Source organism: Enterococcus sp. AMC1251 (assembly GCF_058216535.1).
In genome coordinates, this window is record NZ_CM177098.1 from 2,328,960 (window position 1) to 2,346,051 (window position 17,092).

A 17,092-nucleotide genomic window follows, 5' to 3' on the forward strand; every position below is an offset into this window, starting at 1 on the left:
TTAATTTCTACATATTTTAGGATAACAGATGCCATGATTTCCATTTTACTCATCTGTCACTTCTTTTTCTCTTCTCTGACCGCATGAAGTCCTAATTTTATCTCTCGTCTTTTTTGAATCAAGACATAAACAAAACCAATCAAAAATGGTAAAACAAAACTACCAAATCGGTACAATAGTAGCGACGACACTGCATCGACCGTTCCTACTAAAGGTTGAAATAGTAATAAATAAACAAATTCAAACGGACCAATTCCTGCTGGCGTCGGAAATACACCCGACAAAATAACTGAAAAACTAGTAAAAGAGAGAACTAACAGAAAATCGATATCTGGATGATTCTCAACCAATACAACATAAGGAATTACATACCAGAAAAGTAACTTAGTAACATTCCAACTAAAAATTCGAATCATCGCTGAATGATCTTTCGTGATTGTTTGAACCGTTTCTCTTAAAGAATAGATTTGCAAATTACATTTATCTACCCAATCTCTCAATCTTTTTCGCTTAAAGTATTTATTTGTCCAACTTATTAAGATTATTTGAAGATTGATACTACTAGAAAGAACTAATAGTGAAAAAATGATCACAGAAGTCAAGCCGACCCCCACTAAAATAAAAGGAATCATTTTTGGAGCATGAGCATAAAATAAAGAAAACTGAAAAATCAATCCAAGTACCGATAGAAAAATAACAGCAACCTTATACATAATCATATGTAATGCTGTTACGCCCACACCTTGAGAAACTGCTAGTCCTTTTTTCTTATAAAAATAAATTTCGGAAAGCAGTGTGCCCGTTCCAAATGAAATCACACGGTAAAAAGCAACATAACATGATGTGAAAAAGCCATCTTTTGTTGTGAAATCTTTCTGAAAATAAGAAACAATCTCTTTGATAGAACGCCCCTCGACGATTTGATAAACGACACCGAGTAAAACAACTAGTGCAACAACAATCCAGCTTGTTTTCATTAATTGAGCAAATATATCACTAAGGGAATTGTCCATCACATAGATAATCACACCGATAATAATTGCCAACAAACCGATATTCAGGAAAACTTTTGTTTTAGAATTGCTTTTCATAGATTCTCCCCACTAAATTTGTATTCACGATTATCTTTCATAGCTAAAACAAATAATTGCAATAGCCACAAGTGTACCAAAGATAAAGAAAAAATAAAAGCGTAATTTTTTTGTTTTATGATGAAAAAGTTGCTGAGCCAATAACCCACCAATTCCGCCTCCAATCAATCCTATAAACAAGAGATCAAATTCAGGAACCCGCCATTTTTTTCTTTTAGCTCGCTGTTTATCAATATACATCACAAAAAATTCAACCAAATTTACAATAAGTAAGTATACCCATGGTAAATGTTTCAACAACCCTGTCATTATATTCCTCCAACAATCATTCTCCTAATAGAATACCTTGAATGACCAAAGCATGTAAAGTTAATTCGACAATTATATAACAATTAATCTTACGACTCTGGTACAAAAACGGTCAATCCATGTTTAACGACTTTCATTTTAATAGGTAAATCTTCACTTGGATCTCCATCCACACGTGTACCGATTTTTTTTTCACTCAAGCTTTTGATATTTATTTCTGCTGCCGTCATATACTTGATATCAGGAAGGTCATAAATTTTTCCAGCAATAATTTTCGGTAAATAAAAAGCTAATTTGAAAAAATTTAATTTTGGTAAAATAGTTAAATGAAACAGCCCGTCATCTGGCGAAGCGGAATCATCAAAATTCGTGTAGCCACCGACTGAATTCGTCATTGTTACTGTAACCAATTGAGTCTTCCCCAGCCAGTGCTCTTTTTCAGTTTCAATTTCTAAACGATAACGTTTTTTCTTAGCGAGCAATTTAAAAAAGTTCTTTACAAAAATACGTTTTCCATATTTCTGTTTATCTTCTTGACTGATTCGAGCAGCTGTATCTGCTAAAATACCAATTGTCATTGTACTGATGATTACTTTTTGATTAACCGTGCCATAATCGATTTTTCTGGTAACACCGCCTAAAATAATATCAGCCGCCTCTTCAAATTTCACAGGGATCCCTAAAACCCTAGCCATATTGTTGACTGTTCCACCTGGTAGTAAACCAACATTCAGATGGGGTAACTCTTTTTTAAAATCGGCTACATTATGGTTGATCGTACCATCACCACCAATGAAAATTAGCGTATCAATCATTTCAGCCTTCGCTTTTTCAACGGTTATTTTACTATCACAATCTGGCCCCACTTGCTCTAATAGAAAATACGTATTTGTTTGCCCATGATCTTTTGCGTACTCTACAAATTTCTCCGCTAAGTCTTTGCCTTTATCTTTACCAGATGTTTTATTAAAAAGAATCATTACCTTTTCCATGGTCATCACGTTTCCTTCCAATTTAAAAGTGAAGTAGTCTCGCCTATAGAGGTCTTTAACTTTGAGAAACAAAAAAATTCATGAAAATTACTCTTCATTTCTTTATAAATTTCAGTTTTTCTCGAATGATTTATTTTTTGATTCCGCCGTTCATTCGCATTTAAGGTGTGAAACAAAAGTGATTTTTACTTTTGTCCCACACCCAACGTTACTCTTTCTTTTAAAATTTTACCATTATCATCAATAGTCACTAAATTTACTTAGCATTCAATTCCGCAATTTTCACAATAACATCCGTTGCTTTTTCCATTGATTGTAAGGATACAAACTCAAAACGCCCATGCATATTTTCCCCACCAGCAAAAATATTAGGTGTTGGAATACCTAGATAAGAAATTTTTGAACCATCTGTTCCACCACGTACAGGTTCGATCAAAGGTTCGATATCAAGTTCGATCATCGCATTTTTCGCTAGTTCAATAATGCTCATATCTTTTTCAATCACTTCACCCATGTTGTAATATTGATCAAATACATCGATTTGAACACGTTCTTGGTCAAATGGTTGGTTGATGATTTCTTGAATTTTAAGAATCAATGCTTTACGCGCTTCAAATTTTTCACGATCATGGTCGCGAATAATGTACGTCATTTGCGCTTCTTCTGGAGTACCGTTCATTTGAGCTAAATGGAAAAACCCTTCATAGCCATCTGTTTTTTCTGGCACTTCATTTTGTGGCAATTGGTTCTGAAAATCGATCGCCAATTGTATTGCATTGATCATCGTATCTTTCGCTGTTCCAGGATGGACATTTTTCCCTTGGATCGTTACTTCTGCTTGCGCTGCGTTAAATGTCTCATACTGCAATTCACCAACTGGACCGCCATCCATTGTATAAGCAAAGTCAACGTCAAATTGTTCTACGTCAAATTTATCTGCACCAACTCCGATTTCTTCATCAGGACCAAAAGCTACTCGGATTGTTCCATGTTTAATTGATGGATTGTTAATCAAAATTTCCATAGCTGTCATAATTTCAGCGATCCCAGACTTATCATCTGCACCTAAAAGAGTTGTGCCATCTGTTGTGATCAAGGTTTGGTTTGCATAGTTTTTTAGATTCGGAAAATCTGTTGTGTTTAAGGTGAATTTCCCTTCTTTATCTAGTTTGATTGTTGATTTACCGTCGTAATTTTCAATGATTTGCGGATTGACATTAACAGCATTAAAATCAGCTGTATCCATATGAGCGATAAATCCGATTGAGCGAACTTCTTTGTCTATATTACTTGGCAAAGTCGCTATCACAAAACCATTTGTTTGGTTATATACAACATCGCTCATACCGATTTCTTCCAACTCTTTTTTCAACGTTTGCGCAAAAGCAACTTGCGTTTGGGTTGAAGGGGTTGTTTCACTTTTTGGATTAGAGCGTGTTTCTGTTTTTACATAGCGTAAAAAACGCGGCAATAAATTTTCATACATTGTTATGTTCCTTCTTTCTACTTTATCTAAATTTAAACGGATTCGTATTTACCTCTGATTCGATAAATTCTATGTCCCAATTATAATCTTTTTTCCACTGATTGAATAGCTCAACCAACTTAGGTTTGCATAATTGTTCGATATAATGCCCTGGATCAATCACTGGTAAGCCTTCTGTCAACATATCATGTCCTGTGTGATAATAGACGTCTCCTGTGATATAAACATCTGCTTGTTTTTTAATCGCATCACGGAAAAATTTTTCGCCACTGCCCCCGCATATTGCCACACGCTGAATCAGTTTATTTTCATCTTTTGCTACGATTCGTACCCCTTCTAAATCAAATGTTTCTTTGATGGTAGATACAAACTCTTTTAAAGGAACTGCTGTTTTTAACTGTCCAACTCGCCCCAAACCATATTCTTTAGTGATATTTTCTATTGGATACAGATCATAAGCTGGTTCTTCATAGGGATGTGCCTTGAGCATTGCTTTGATGACTTGTGTTTCGATTGTTTCAGGAAAAATCACTTCGATTTTTGCTTCTTGAACAGCTTCTTCTTTGCCAATTGTCCCAATCGTTGGATTAGCACCAGTATTTGGCGTGAATCTGCCTGTTCCGATCAATGAATAACTTGTATTTGAATAATCACCTTGTTGACCTGCGCCTGCTTGTCCAAGTACTTTACGCATGTTTGCTGCATCATTTACAGGGACAAAGACGGCTAATTTTTTATAAGCAATCGTATGTGTTTTCGTTAGATAGGTCGTATCTTGAATCCCTAGCAATTCGCAAAACCAATCATTTAACCCATTGTCAATACTATCCATATTGGTATGAGCTGCAAAAACAGCAATGTCATGTTTTAATAAATCAGCATACATTTTTGTTTGTAAATCGTCTGTGTCTAAACGCTTCACGGGTCTAAAAATCGGTGGATGTTTGGCAATAATCAAGTCAACGTGTTTTTCAATCGCTTCAGCAACGACTTCTGGACGGACATCCAATGTTACTAAAACTCGATTTAGCTTTTTATTTAATGTACCGATGTGTAGCCCAACAGGATCATCTGTTTCAGCTAGCCACTGGGGACAATACGTTTCAAATCGTTCAATAAATACGTTTCCATCAAGACTCATTTGATAAAACCTCCTTGATCTCAGTGATTTCTTTTTCTATTTGTTGGATTCTAGTTTGCTGATCACCAGAAGCTTTGGCTAGTTGAGCCAAAATTGTTTCACGTTGTGTTAGTTCGCCTTGCCATTTTTTTTGAAAAATAGGTGGTCTTTTTTTTAGTAAAATCGGCCCGAAAAGACGTTCTTTTTCTGAATACGCGACTCTTACTTCTTGTCTAGATGCAACAATGATTTCATAGATTTTATTATTTTCTTCTAAAATATCTTCTTCGATGATCGTATATCCATGGATTGTCAACCAATCGCGTAACGGTTTTTCACCAATGTTTGGTTGCAACACTAGGCGTTCGTTTCCTTGAAGACGTTGATTATTCCAACCAGCATCTAAAATATCCCGAATCAAAACGCCGCCCATGCCACAAATCGTGACAGCGGTAATCTTATCTGTTTCTTCTACAGCATCTAAGCCATTCGCTAAACGAACTGTGATTTGATCAGTCAGACCATTTTTTTTCACTTGTTTTTTGGCCGCTTCAAAAGGACCTGGTACAACTTCACCTGCTACCGCAAAATCAAGTTTTTTTTGTAAAACTAATGCTACAGGTAAATAGGCATGGTCAGATCCGATATCTGCTAAACGGCTTTTTTCTGGGACTAATTCTCCCACGCGTGCTAAACGTTTCGATAATTGATTTTCATTCATTCGTCATATTCCTCCGTGGTTATTATACCATTGAAAAATCGGGTTGAAAACTTTCAAAGAAATTATTTATTTGCAATTATTTTTCAGCAAACGAAATGAGTAAGTTCTTAAACTGTGGAACAATTCTCAGATTTTTTCTAACAATTGTTCCATATTTTTCTTAAATTCGATTATATATAATACTTTTTAATCCTCAATTTTAGCTTGTCTTTCCTGCATTTCTTTTTTTAATTTCTTATAGGCTTTTTTAGAACCTCTTTCAAGATCTCGATTTTTCTTGCGGTCATGATACTTTTCAAATAAAGAGTCTAAATCATAGTTGGGCGGATATAATTCTTTTGCGCTACGCTCTAATTTTAATTGACGTTTCGGAACCGTTAGTTTTTCATTTTCAACATAAATCACCACGTCATCTGTCATTTCTATCTGCTCATATATTAAACCCATTTTCTTTTTCTCTGTCCATAAGACTCTATCTCCTTTTTCATAAGGTGGAAATATCGGCTGCTCTTTTTGTTTTTTGACTTTTCGAAGTGACTTTTCTTTTTTCGTTGAATAGTTGCGATCATGTAAATAATTTTGGGCAAGTGTCACAACTTGTTTATCTAAATTCATCTTGTTAGCTATCCAAAAAGCATTGCTTTCACCCGTTTCTCCTAAAACCAATTGGTATTTAGGCATTAGGTTTTCTGAATCAAACGCCATCGCAGCGGTTAGAAAATCTTCATGCTGCTCGGAAAAACGTTTGATTTCTCCATAGTGGGTCGTGGTCATAATGATACTGCCCTTTTTATAAAAAGCTTCCATGATTGCAATTGCTAATGCTGCGCCTTCATTCGGTTCTGTTCCACTGCCAATTTCATCCAGTAAAATCAAGCTGTTTTGTTTCGTTTTAGCAAGCATTTCAGAAATGTTATGCATGTGTCCTGAAAAAGTACTTAACGCATTCTCGATACTTTGCTGATCCCCAATATCAACGAAAATCTGATCAAAAATGGCAATGTTTGTACCTGTCTCTGCCCTAATTTGTACACCGATCATCGTCTGCAAGGCGATCAGTCCAACTGTTTTTAGCACAACCGTTTTTCCTCCCGCATTCGGTCCCGTAATCGTTAACCCGCGGTACTCTTTACCTAGTGACAGATTTAAAGGAACTGCCTTATCGGCTAGCAACGTGTGTTTCACATTGACAAATTCGATGATTCCTTCTTGATTGATTGCAGGTTCGATCCCGTTGATTTCTCTACTATATTTCGCTTTAGCAAAGATCATGTCATATTGTGCAACTACTTCTAAATTTGATTGAATCGAGGTCATTTGCTCTGCAATCAACCCCGTTAGTGAAGATAAAATTTGATAGACTTCCGTCGCTTCTTCTATTTTCAACTGATATAATTTATCATTCAGTTTTGCTACTGTTGTCGGTTCCATAAAGACAGTCGTCCCTTTTGATGAAACATCTACAACGGTTCCCGATATCTGGTTTTTATATGTTGCTTTGATCGGTACTGTGTAACGGTCGTTTTTCTTAACGACGATTGCCTCTTGAATTTTCGGTTTATTTTGTGCGTTTCTAAGAAATGAGTTTAGTTTTAGTTCACTTTCTTTTTCGCACTCTTGGATAGCTCGACGGATTTTACGAAGTTCACGGCTAGCATCATTATCCACTTGATTATTTCGAATGACTTGATAGATTGCATCCTCAATACCAGAAAAGAGCTGTAATGATTCGCTGTATCTGGCTAAAAGTGGTGCGATATATTGATTTTTTTGCATAAAGGATTGGATCAAACGACTACTTCTAAGAAAATCCGCATAGTTGACTAATTCATTTGGCTCTAAAATAAAGCCTTTTTTAACTTGATTTGTTAAATGTTCAATGTTGTTTAACCCCATAAATGGAACATGTAGATTTGCTAAGAGTAAGGCTTTTGCTTCTGCTGTTTCTTGTAGACGTTTTTTGACAACGTCCAAGCGACTACTTGGCTGTAATGCTTTGATTCGCTCTTTTCCGTAGTAACTGATGGCATAGGTCATTAGTTTTTCTTTGATTATATTAACTTGGGTTTTATTATATGTTTCTTGATTCATTCGGATCTCCTTCTCTTTAAGAGATACCTATCTTCTTTTGAATAGGCCAAAGAAATTCCTTCTAGCTGCGTATAGGTTGCGAAAACAAAAAAGGGACGAAGTGTCCTTCATCCCTCACTAATCAATAAATAAAGATAGATATACTGCAGTCTATCAGGTATTTTTTTTATGAGTTAAGATAGGTATCAACATAGGTATTCTAAAGAAGCCATCTAAAAATGGTCGTTTATTCTTCAGCTATTCATTTCCTTTAGTTAGATACTTACACTCACAAAAACACCTCTATGGTTTTCTTTGGCTATTCATTTCTCGCTAAAAGTATAACCTGCTTTGGTTACAACGTCAACTATAATTTAGAAGTGTCTTTTTTCACCTGAGACTTAGGAGGACCGAACCATCTTTTGATATAGCTCCAAGTATAATCGGCTTGATTTTTCCCAGCTGAAATCCTTTGTCATTGCTGTTTTCATCAATTGTATCCATGTTTTCTGATCATTCAAATACAGATCGATTGCCAGATTTGTGCTATATAATAAGTAATACGAACTAAAATCAGAGAACCCAAAACCCGTTCCTTCTTTTGTCATTGGATTAAAAGGATCCACGCTATCTTTCAAGCCGCCAATTTCGTGGACAATCGGCAAAGTACCATATCGCATTGCAATCATTTGCGACAATCCACAAGGTTCAGTTGCAGATGGCATCATAAATAAATCAGAGCCCGCATAAATCAATTGAGCTAAGCCAACATCAAACGTAATATTCGCTTTAAATTTAGTTGGATAATGCTCAGAAAAATAATTAAGCGAATCCTCAATTCCAGGATCACCTGTTCCAAGTAGTACCAGTTGAACATCTTTTGCCAAAAGTTTCGCTAAATCATCTAAAATTAGATGAAATCCTTTTTGAAATGTTAAGCGACTGACAATACCGATCAGCGGTATATCCGCCCGAATCGGTAACTCCATTTTTATTTGTAACGCTTCTTTATTTTTCTTTTTTCCTGACAGATCATGTACCGAATAATTTGCTAGGATTAATTTATCTGTCTCTGGATCATTCATTTCATAATCGATTCCATTTAAAATACCACTCAATTTTTCTTCTTCTAACCGCAAAATGCCATCTAGACCAAACCCAAATTCAGGTGTTTTAATTTCTTCTGCGTATGATGGACTCACAGTATTTACCCAATCAGCATACAAAATTCCCGTTTTCAAATAATTAACCCCTTCGCCAAAATAATCCGTTCCCTCATTATAACGATCTAATTTTATTCCAAATAAGTCTGATAGTACTTTCTTACTATAGGCACCTTGAAACTCAATATTATGAATCGTTAAGACTGTTTTAATTGATTGGTATACTTCATTCAATTGGTATTTTTCTTTTAACAAAAATGGAATCATCGCTGTGTGAAAATCATTTACATGGATAATATCAGGAATATAATCAATCTTCTCAAGCATTTCTATGATTGCTAACGAAAAAAATGCAAAACGCTCGTCATCATCTTCGTAAGCATACAGATTTTCTCGATTAAAATAATGTGAATTCTCAATAAAATAATACGTTACATCATTCATAATGAATCTCTTAATACCGCAATATTGATGACGCCAGCCAACAACCACATAAAAGTTCGTAAGGTCTTCGAATTGTGTTTTAAACGTTTCAGATATTTGGCTGAAATAAGGAAGAACAACGGAAATTTTAGCGCCTTTTTTAACCAATTCTTTAGGTAATGCGCCCGCTACATCACCCAAGCCACCTGTTTTGAAAAAAGGGGCGCATTCCGCCGCCGCAAATAATACGTTCATCATTCATTTCCCCCAATAACATCTGCTTCAACTACTTGATTCTTATGAATCACGACAGGATTTTGTGCGGTTCCAGAAATTGTTACACCAGCCCTGACTGTAACATTTTTATCCAATATAGCATATTCAATGATTGCATTTTCTTCAATTTGAGCGTTTGACATAATAATCGCTCGCTTAACTTGAGCACCTTTTTTAATCATTGTCCTTCTTGAAATTAAACTATTCTCCAAACTACCTTCAATGATACAACCAGTTGCACACTGACTATTCTTCACACTGGAATTCTCTGAATAATAGGTTGGTACTTCGTTTCTACGTTTAGTATAAATTTTTTGTTCTGTGTACATTAATGCGTTGAATTTTTTTATGTCTAACATGTCCATATTCGCTTGATAGTATGAAGAAACATCGTTGATACTACTTAAATAACCTGTATATTCATGGGCTGTTGTTTGTGTGTCAACAATTCTTTCGACGATAAAGTCAAGAAGGCTTGTCGGACTGTTGTTTTTTTGCCCAATAGTTAATTCTTCAATCAGCCATTTTGTTTGAAGAATAAAAATATCCATAGAAAGGTTCAATTGATTTTCTTTTTTTAAACATTCATCGAACACTTGGATGTTTAATACATTTCCTTCTTGATCAACTTGAATGAGTCGATTATCTGCGGAGATTTTTTCGGGGTCCATTTTTTTATACACTACAGTCATTTTGTTGTTATGTTCTAAATGAGTTTTCAAAACAGCACGTATATCTATAGCACAAAGCATATTACTTCCCATAAAAACAGTATATTCAGATTCAGACTTTTCAAGATAATCGATGATTGCAGCATAATAGGGTAACCCCTGAGCTTTTTTCTTCAAAAAGTCCTGATAGAAATAAACAAAATAACTATTTTTCAAGGAATCCAAATTCCATTCTTTACCACCACCAATATGATCAAACACAGAACGAGTTTCTCCTTCGTTAAATACCATGAAAATTGAATTAACATTGGCATTAGCAATGCTTGAAAGAGGAAAATCAATCAAACGATATTTACAATCAAAAGGTAAGGTATCTAGTGGTCGCTCTTCAGTTAACGGTAATAATCCTTTAAATTTCGATACATTTCCTAAAATAGCACACATTTTTTTAGTCATCATCGTTTAGCACTCCTATCACTTCTGAATATCCGATCACTTCAATATCATTTTCTTTATAAACTACCGTATTATCACCAATGATCGCATTCTCGCCAATAATCGCATTTTTGATCCTAACATTTTTACCGATCGTAGCTCCTGGCATGATCACGCTACTTTCTATCGTTGATCCGGCCTTCACTTGAACATTGGTTGAAAGTATACTATCTTTGACTGTTCCTGCTACATAACAGCCATCCACGACCAATGAATGACTAACAGAAGCTGTTTCAGTAATAAAATGTGGCGGTGAAATATTATTTTTTGAATACATGCGCCAACTTTTGTTCCGCATAGTCAACTCATTTTCCAAGTTTATAAACTCAATACTAGCTTCCCATAAAGATTCGATCGTTCCAACGTCTTTCCAATAACCATTAAAACGATAGGCATATACATTTTCGCCAGCATCTAAATAAGAAGGGATCACATGTTTTCCGAAATCGAGCATTTGACCATCTTTTGAATAATTACTTAACAAAACATTTCGCAAGCGACCCCAATTAAATATATAGATCCCCATCGAAGCCAAGTTACTCTTTGGTTCTGCTGGTTTTTCATCAAACTCGATAATTCGATCATTCTCATCTGTGTTCATAATACCAAAACGTGAAGCTTCTTTAATCGGGACTTCAATAACCGCCACGGTCAATGAAGCATTATTAGCAATATGTTCTTCCAACATCGCTTCGTAATTCATTTTATAAATATGGTCACCAGATAAAATCAAAACATACTGCGGATCCATCTGATCGATATAAGAAATGTTTTGATAAATTGCATGAGCAGTTCCTTCAAACCATATTTCCCCATCCGAGCTAGAATATGGCTGTAAAATTGTTACACCAGAATCAATTCCATCTAATCCCCAGCTTTCACCATTTCCAACGTGACTATTTAATTCCAGTGGTTGATATTGTGTCACAACCCCAACTTTTTTAATCCCTGAGTTGATACAATTACTTAACGTAAAATCAATAATTCGATATCTTCCGCCAAAAGGTACTGCAGGTTTTGCGAGATTCTTTGTTAATTTCCCTAAACGTGTTCCCTGTCCTCCAGCTAAAATCATTGCAAGCATTTCTGTTTTCATATACTACGGGTGAACTTTCACCCTGCCCCCTTTCAAAAATGCATCTACTTACTTCCCATAAACTCTGAACTCTACTAGTTACCTTTCATTGATCATTGTTTTTTTCGTTTTTTATTCGCGTATTTATTTCTTTTGGTTTTAAAATAATTGCTCCTAGAGAAGGAACTACCGTCTGAATTTGATAGTCAAATTGCTTAAACGCTTTTTCTTTTGTTCGGCTTACTTGATTTGATTCAATCCAAGTTCCACCATATTCTTTCCTCTCAGTATTTAGCACTTCCTCATATGTTCCTGGAAATGGCACACCAATCGTAAATTTTTGCCTTTCTACTGGTAAGAAATTCAAGATAATAATCAAAAAATCTTTTTTAGTCTTTCCTTTACGAATAAAACTCAAAACCGCTTCCTCGTCATTATCAGCATCGATAATTTCAATCGTTTTAGAGTCATGATCCAATTCCCACAACGCTTTTTCGTTGTTATATAAGCTATTAAGTTTCTTAGTAAAACGCTGCATATTGTAGTTCATCTCATCATCAAGGTCCAGCCATTCCAAACTTGCATTTGACTTCCACTCTAAAAATTGTCCCCACTCACTTCCCATAAACAAAAGCTTTTTCCCAGGATGAGTCATCAAATAGACATATAGATTGCGAAGTTGAGCGAATTGCTTATATCGATCACCCCACATTTTATGCATCAAGCTTTTCTTTCCATGAACTACCTCATCATGAGAGAGGGGTAAAATATAATTTTCATTTAACATATACATAAACGAAAACGTAATTAGACGAAAATTACATTTCCGAAACACAGCATCCATTTCATAAAATTGCAGCGTATCATTCATCCAGCCTAAATTCCATTTATAGTCAAAACCTAATGCACCACTTTCAACCGTTCCAGTTATTTTAGTCTTTGAGGAACTCTCTTCGGCAATCATAATTGCGTTTGGATATGTCTGTTTTACAACAGCATTTAATTTCTTCAAAAAGTAAAAACCTTCCCAATTACGATTACTTCCTTCTTGATCCAGTAGTGAAGAGCCTTCATCATAATCAAGATAAAGCATACTTGAAACTGCATCAACGCGTATGCCATCAATATGAAATACTTCTATCCAATATAAGGCACTGGAAATCAAAAAGCTCTGTACTTGAGGTTTTCCTAAATCAAAATTAAGTGATCCCCAACGTGTATTCTTCGCTCGAACTGGATCATCGTACTCAAACTGCGGTGTCCCATCATAATAAGCCAATGCATCGTCATTAATACAAAAATGACCTGGCACCCAATCAGCCAAAACACCGATATCATTTAAATGACAGGCTTCCACAAAGTCTTGAAACTCAACTGGCGTTCCATAATATGAACTTAACGCAAAATAGCCAGTGAGCTGATACCCCCAAGATTCGCCTAAAGGATGCTCCATCAACGGCATAAACTCAATATGAGAAAACCCCATATCTTTAACATAAGGAATCAATGTATTTTTTAACTTTTCGAATGTATAAGGTGTTCCAGCCTCTTCCCATTTCCAAGAACTAGCATGAACTTCGTAAATATTTAGTGGCTTTTGGAAATGATCCTGCTGCTTCAATCGTAGCCATTGTTTATCACGCCAATTTTTCTCAGGTATGGTATAGACTATCGAAGCAGTATTAGGACGTTTTTCGAAAAAAGTTGAGAAAGGATCGATTTTGCAAATTTCTCTGCCATCTGCTTGCTTCACCAAATATTTATAAAAATCACCTTGCTTTGGTCTTGGCGTAAATATTTCCCAAACATCAGATTTATCCTCTTTTTTCATAGGTATAGAGCGATCCCAGTTATTGAAATCACCAACTAACCACACCAGCAGCGCATTTGGCGCCCATACTCGAAAAATAAATCCTTCTTGATTCCCATGAACTGCTTGGTGAGAACCAAAATAACATTGACTATAGAAATTCTCACCTGTTTGAAATAATTCCAGCTGGCTTTTTTCATTAGACATTTTTCTAGCCTCACTCTCTTAAAACTCACTATTTGCACATTTTTTCTAAATAGTCGATTGAAACATCCGATAACATAAAGCAAAATTCTCTCTAATATCGATGGATTTTATACATTTTTCAACTTTTTAATGTTTTATTATTAAATAAATATGAGCTAATCTCTTTTAAATCTAACAACAAAATGAAAAAAATGAAAGAAATAGCCTCTGAATTTAAAAAATAAAAAAGCAGACAAAACCATTACATTCGGTTTTGTCTGCTTTGAATATTATTTTGTTAACCAGTTTCCTACTTCATTCAACGCATCATTAATTCCTGCTGGATTTTTACCGCCAGCTTGCGCCATATCTGGACGGCCACCACCGCCACCGCCTACTTTTGGTGCGATCGTTTTGATTAAGTCACCAGCTTTTAGTCCCTTTTCATTTGCTCCTTTAGACATTGCTGCTAACAAGCTAACTTTGTCCTCTTGGGCTGTTGCTAAGACTAAGACATCTGACAATTCTTTTTGTTTCCATTGATCCGCTAACTGACGTAACTGATTCATATCTTTTACGTTTACTTGTGCGGCAATGTATGTTGTGCCATTGATTTCTTTGATATCTTTGAAAATATCTCCTGCTTGTTGGTTTGCTAATTTTCCAGCAAGTTGTTCATTTTCTTTTTGTAAATCACGTAATTGTTGTTGTAATTGTTCTGTTTTTGACACAACTTCTTTCAGTTGAGGTGATTTAACAATTCCTGCAATTGCTTTTAATTGTTTTTCTTCTTCGTTCATTAACTCATACGCTTCTTTACTTGTAACAGCTTCAATCCGGCGAACGCCAGCACCGATTCCTGATTCCGAAACGATTTTGAAAATACCGATATCTTCTGTGTTTGTTACATGAGTCCCACCACAAAGTTCAATCGAATAGCCGCCGATATTGACAACACGAACTTCTTTTCCATATTTTTCGCCAAATAAAGCCATAGCACCCATATTTTTTGCAGTATCGATATCTGTTTCGACTGTTTCAACTGGAATGGCTTCCCAGATTTTTTCATTAACGATTGCTTCCATTTGAACTAACTCTTCTTGTGTGACTTGACCAAAATGAGTAAAGTCAAAACGTAAGTGTCCTGGAGCAACCAATGAACCTGCTTGATTCGCATGATCGCCTAAAATATCTTTCAATGCACGGTGTAATAAATGAGTCGCTGTATGATTTTTCAAGATGCGATTACGCATTTGTTCATCAACATGTAGTTCGTATGTTGCACCTTCAACTAGTTTCCCAGTCACTTGAACTGTGTGTAAAAATTGCCCATTTGGTGCTTTTAAGACATTTTCTACATGAGCCACGATTGCGCCGTTTTGATCTTGGATCGTTCCGTGATCGGCCACTTGACCACCCATTTCAGCATAAAAAGGTGTTTCAGCAAAAATCAATTGTGCTGTACCTTCTGAAAGTTCACTAAGAATTTCTTCGTCTTTTAAAATAATCAAAAGCTTGCTTGTAGCTTCTAAATTGCTATAACCGACAAATTTACTTTCAACTTTAATATCCGTCAAAACAGCTGATTGAACACCCATTGATGTTGTCTTACTTCTGGCAGAACGAGCACGATCTCTTTGCGCGTCCATTTCTTTTTCAAATCCAGCATGATCAACTTTTAAGCCTGAATCTTCTGCCACTTCTTCCGTTAATTCAACAGGGAAACCATACGTATCATATAATTTAAATATCTCTTTCCCGTTCAATGTCGCTTCGTTTGCTGATTTCACTTTCGTAATCAATTCATTTAAAATGTCTAGGCCTTCATTGATTGTTTCGTGGAAACGTTCTTCTTCTGTACGTACTACTTTTTCGATAAATTCTTTTTGTTGCATCACTTCTGGATAATAGCTAACCATCACGTCTCCAACTACTGGAACTAGTTTGTATAAGAAAGCTTCGTTGATTCCTAATTTTTTCCCATGCATAACAGCACGACGCAATAAACGACGTAACACGTACCCACGGCCTTCATTTGAAGGTAAAGCACCATCACCAATTGCAAAAGATAACGCACGGATGTGATCTGCAATGACTTTAAATGAAATATCCGTTTGCGGTGATTGACCATATGTTACTTGTCCACTTAATTTTTCTACCGCATGAATGATCGGCATAAATAAATCAGTTTCAAAGTTAGTTGGCGCATTTTGAACGATGGAAACCATACGCTCTAACCCCATGCCTGTATCAATATTTTTATGTGGTAACGGCTCATAGGTATCGTCGGCTTGGTGGTTAAACTCAGAAAATACTAAGTTCCAAATTTCTAAATAACGTTCATTTTCGCCACCAGGATAATTCTCTGGATCATCTTCTGCGACATCATTAAACGACTCACCACGATCATAGAAAATTTCTGAATCCGGACCACAAGGACCCGCACCAATATCCCAGAAGTTGTCTTCAATATCAATAATATGATCCATTGATAAACCAACTTCTTCATGCCAAATACGTTTTGCTTCCGTATCTTTTGGGTAAACTGTTACATATAATTTTTCAGGATCAAACGCCATCCATTCAGGAGACGTTAAAAATTCCCACGCCCAATGGATCGCTTCATTTTTAAAATAATCACCGATTGAAAAGTTTCCTAGCATTTCAAACATTGTATGATGGCGTGCTGTTTTTCCAACATTTTCAATATCATTGGTACGGATCGATTTTTGCGCATTCGTGATTCTTGGATTTTCTGGAACAACAGAACCATCAAAATATTTTTTCAATGTGGCAACACCTGAGTTGATCCATAATAATGTTGGATCATTGACAGGAACTAAAGAAGCACTTGGTTCCACAGCATGGCCTTTTGATTTGAAAAAATCTAAATACATTTGACGAACTTGACTACTTGATAATTGTTTCATTGTTTCATTCCTACTTTCTAAAATAAGTCGTGGGACTTCGATTTTGTACAACAAAAAAAGCGGCATTCACTGCAACACAAGGACGACAAATCGCGGTACCACCTTGTTTGCAATGAAGTCGCTTGACATACATTCATTACCTCTTAAACTCGTTAACGCTGAGTAGCGTTGGTATTTCTACCAACTTTTAGCTAAAGGGAGCAATTACATTTTTGCGTTATTCTTCTTTCAGCAATGAAGAACTTTCTGTAAACACTAAAAAACGAATCATATC

The 17,092-nt window shown here is 35.7% G+C and carries 12 protein-coding genes; all 12 read right to left on the reverse strand.

Annotated elements, in window-relative coordinates; genetic code table 11:
* Window positions 1-56 precede the first annotated feature (56 nt).
* Complete coding sequence (locus AC4BBR_RS10995; RefSeq protein ID WP_490459584.1) at window positions 57-1,091, reverse strand: lysylphosphatidylglycerol synthase transmembrane domain-containing protein; 1,035 nt, start codon at window positions 1,089-1,091, stop codon at window positions 57-59.
* Between the two features lie 30 nt (window positions 1,092-1,121).
* Entirely contained in the window at window positions 1,122-1,400 is a 279-nt protein-coding gene (locus AC4BBR_RS11000) for a DUF1294 domain-containing protein (RefSeq protein ID WP_490459585.1), read from the reverse strand.
* A gap of 89 nt (window positions 1,401-1,489) precedes the next feature.
* Window positions 1,490-2,392, reverse strand: a complete 903-nt coding sequence (locus tag AC4BBR_RS11005; protein WP_490462110.1) for a diacylglycerol/lipid kinase family protein — start codon at window positions 2,390-2,392, stop codon at window positions 1,490-1,492.
* A gap of 256 nt (window positions 2,393-2,648) precedes the next feature.
* Window positions 2,649-3,878, reverse strand: coding sequence for a peptidase T (pepT, locus tag AC4BBR_RS11010; protein ID WP_490459586.1), 1,230 nt, complete (start codon window positions 3,876-3,878; stop codon window positions 2,649-2,651).
* 22 nt (window positions 3,879-3,900) lie between these two features.
* Window positions 3,901-5,019 (reverse strand): Nif3-like dinuclear metal center hexameric protein, encoded by a 1,119-nt coding sequence (locus tag AC4BBR_RS11015; protein WP_490459587.1) that lies wholly within the window; start codon window positions 5,017-5,019, stop codon window positions 3,901-3,903.
* Window positions 5,009-5,719, reverse strand: coding sequence for a tRNA (adenine(22)-N(1))-methyltransferase (locus AC4BBR_RS11020; RefSeq protein WP_490459588.1), 711 nt, complete (start codon window positions 5,717-5,719; stop codon window positions 5,009-5,011). Before AC4BBR_RS11020 ends, AC4BBR_RS11015 begins: the two co-directional genes overlap by 11 nt.
* 186 nt (window positions 5,720-5,905) lie before the next feature.
* Window positions 5,906-7,810, reverse strand: a complete 1,905-nt coding sequence (locus tag AC4BBR_RS11025; protein ID WP_490459589.1) for an endonuclease MutS2 — start codon at window positions 7,808-7,810, stop codon at window positions 5,906-5,908.
* A gap of 380 nt (window positions 7,811-8,190) precedes the next feature.
* A complete protein-coding gene (gene glgA, locus AC4BBR_RS11030) occupies window positions 8,191-9,630 on the reverse strand; it encodes a glycogen synthase GlgA (protein ID WP_490462111.1) in 1,440 nt (479 codons plus the stop codon).
* On the reverse strand, window positions 9,630-10,781 hold the full coding sequence (gene glgD, locus AC4BBR_RS11035; RefSeq protein ID WP_490459590.1) for a glucose-1-phosphate adenylyltransferase subunit GlgD: 1,152 nt from the start codon (window positions 10,779-10,781) through the stop codon (window positions 9,630-9,632). Before glgD ends, glgA begins: the two co-directional genes overlap by 1 nt.
* The gene (locus tag AC4BBR_RS11040; protein ID WP_490459591.1) at window positions 10,771-11,913 is read right to left on the reverse strand and encodes a glucose-1-phosphate adenylyltransferase; all 1,143 of its coding nucleotides are present in this window, start codon (window positions 11,911-11,913) and stop codon (window positions 10,771-10,773) included. The genes glgD and AC4BBR_RS11040 overlap by 11 nt, the downstream gene beginning before the upstream one ends.
* An 85-nt stretch (window positions 11,914-11,998) precedes the next feature.
* A complete protein-coding gene (glgB, locus tag AC4BBR_RS11045; protein WP_490459592.1) occupies window positions 11,999-13,909 on the reverse strand; it encodes a 1,4-alpha-glucan branching protein GlgB in 1,911 nt (636 codons plus the stop codon).
* A gap of 269 nt (window positions 13,910-14,178) precedes the next feature.
* Window positions 14,179-16,818 (reverse strand): alanine--tRNA ligase, encoded by a 2,640-nt coding sequence (gene alaS / locus AC4BBR_RS11050; protein WP_490459593.1) that lies wholly within the window; start codon window positions 16,816-16,818, stop codon window positions 14,179-14,181.
* Between the last annotated feature and the right edge of the window lie 274 nt (window positions 16,819-17,092).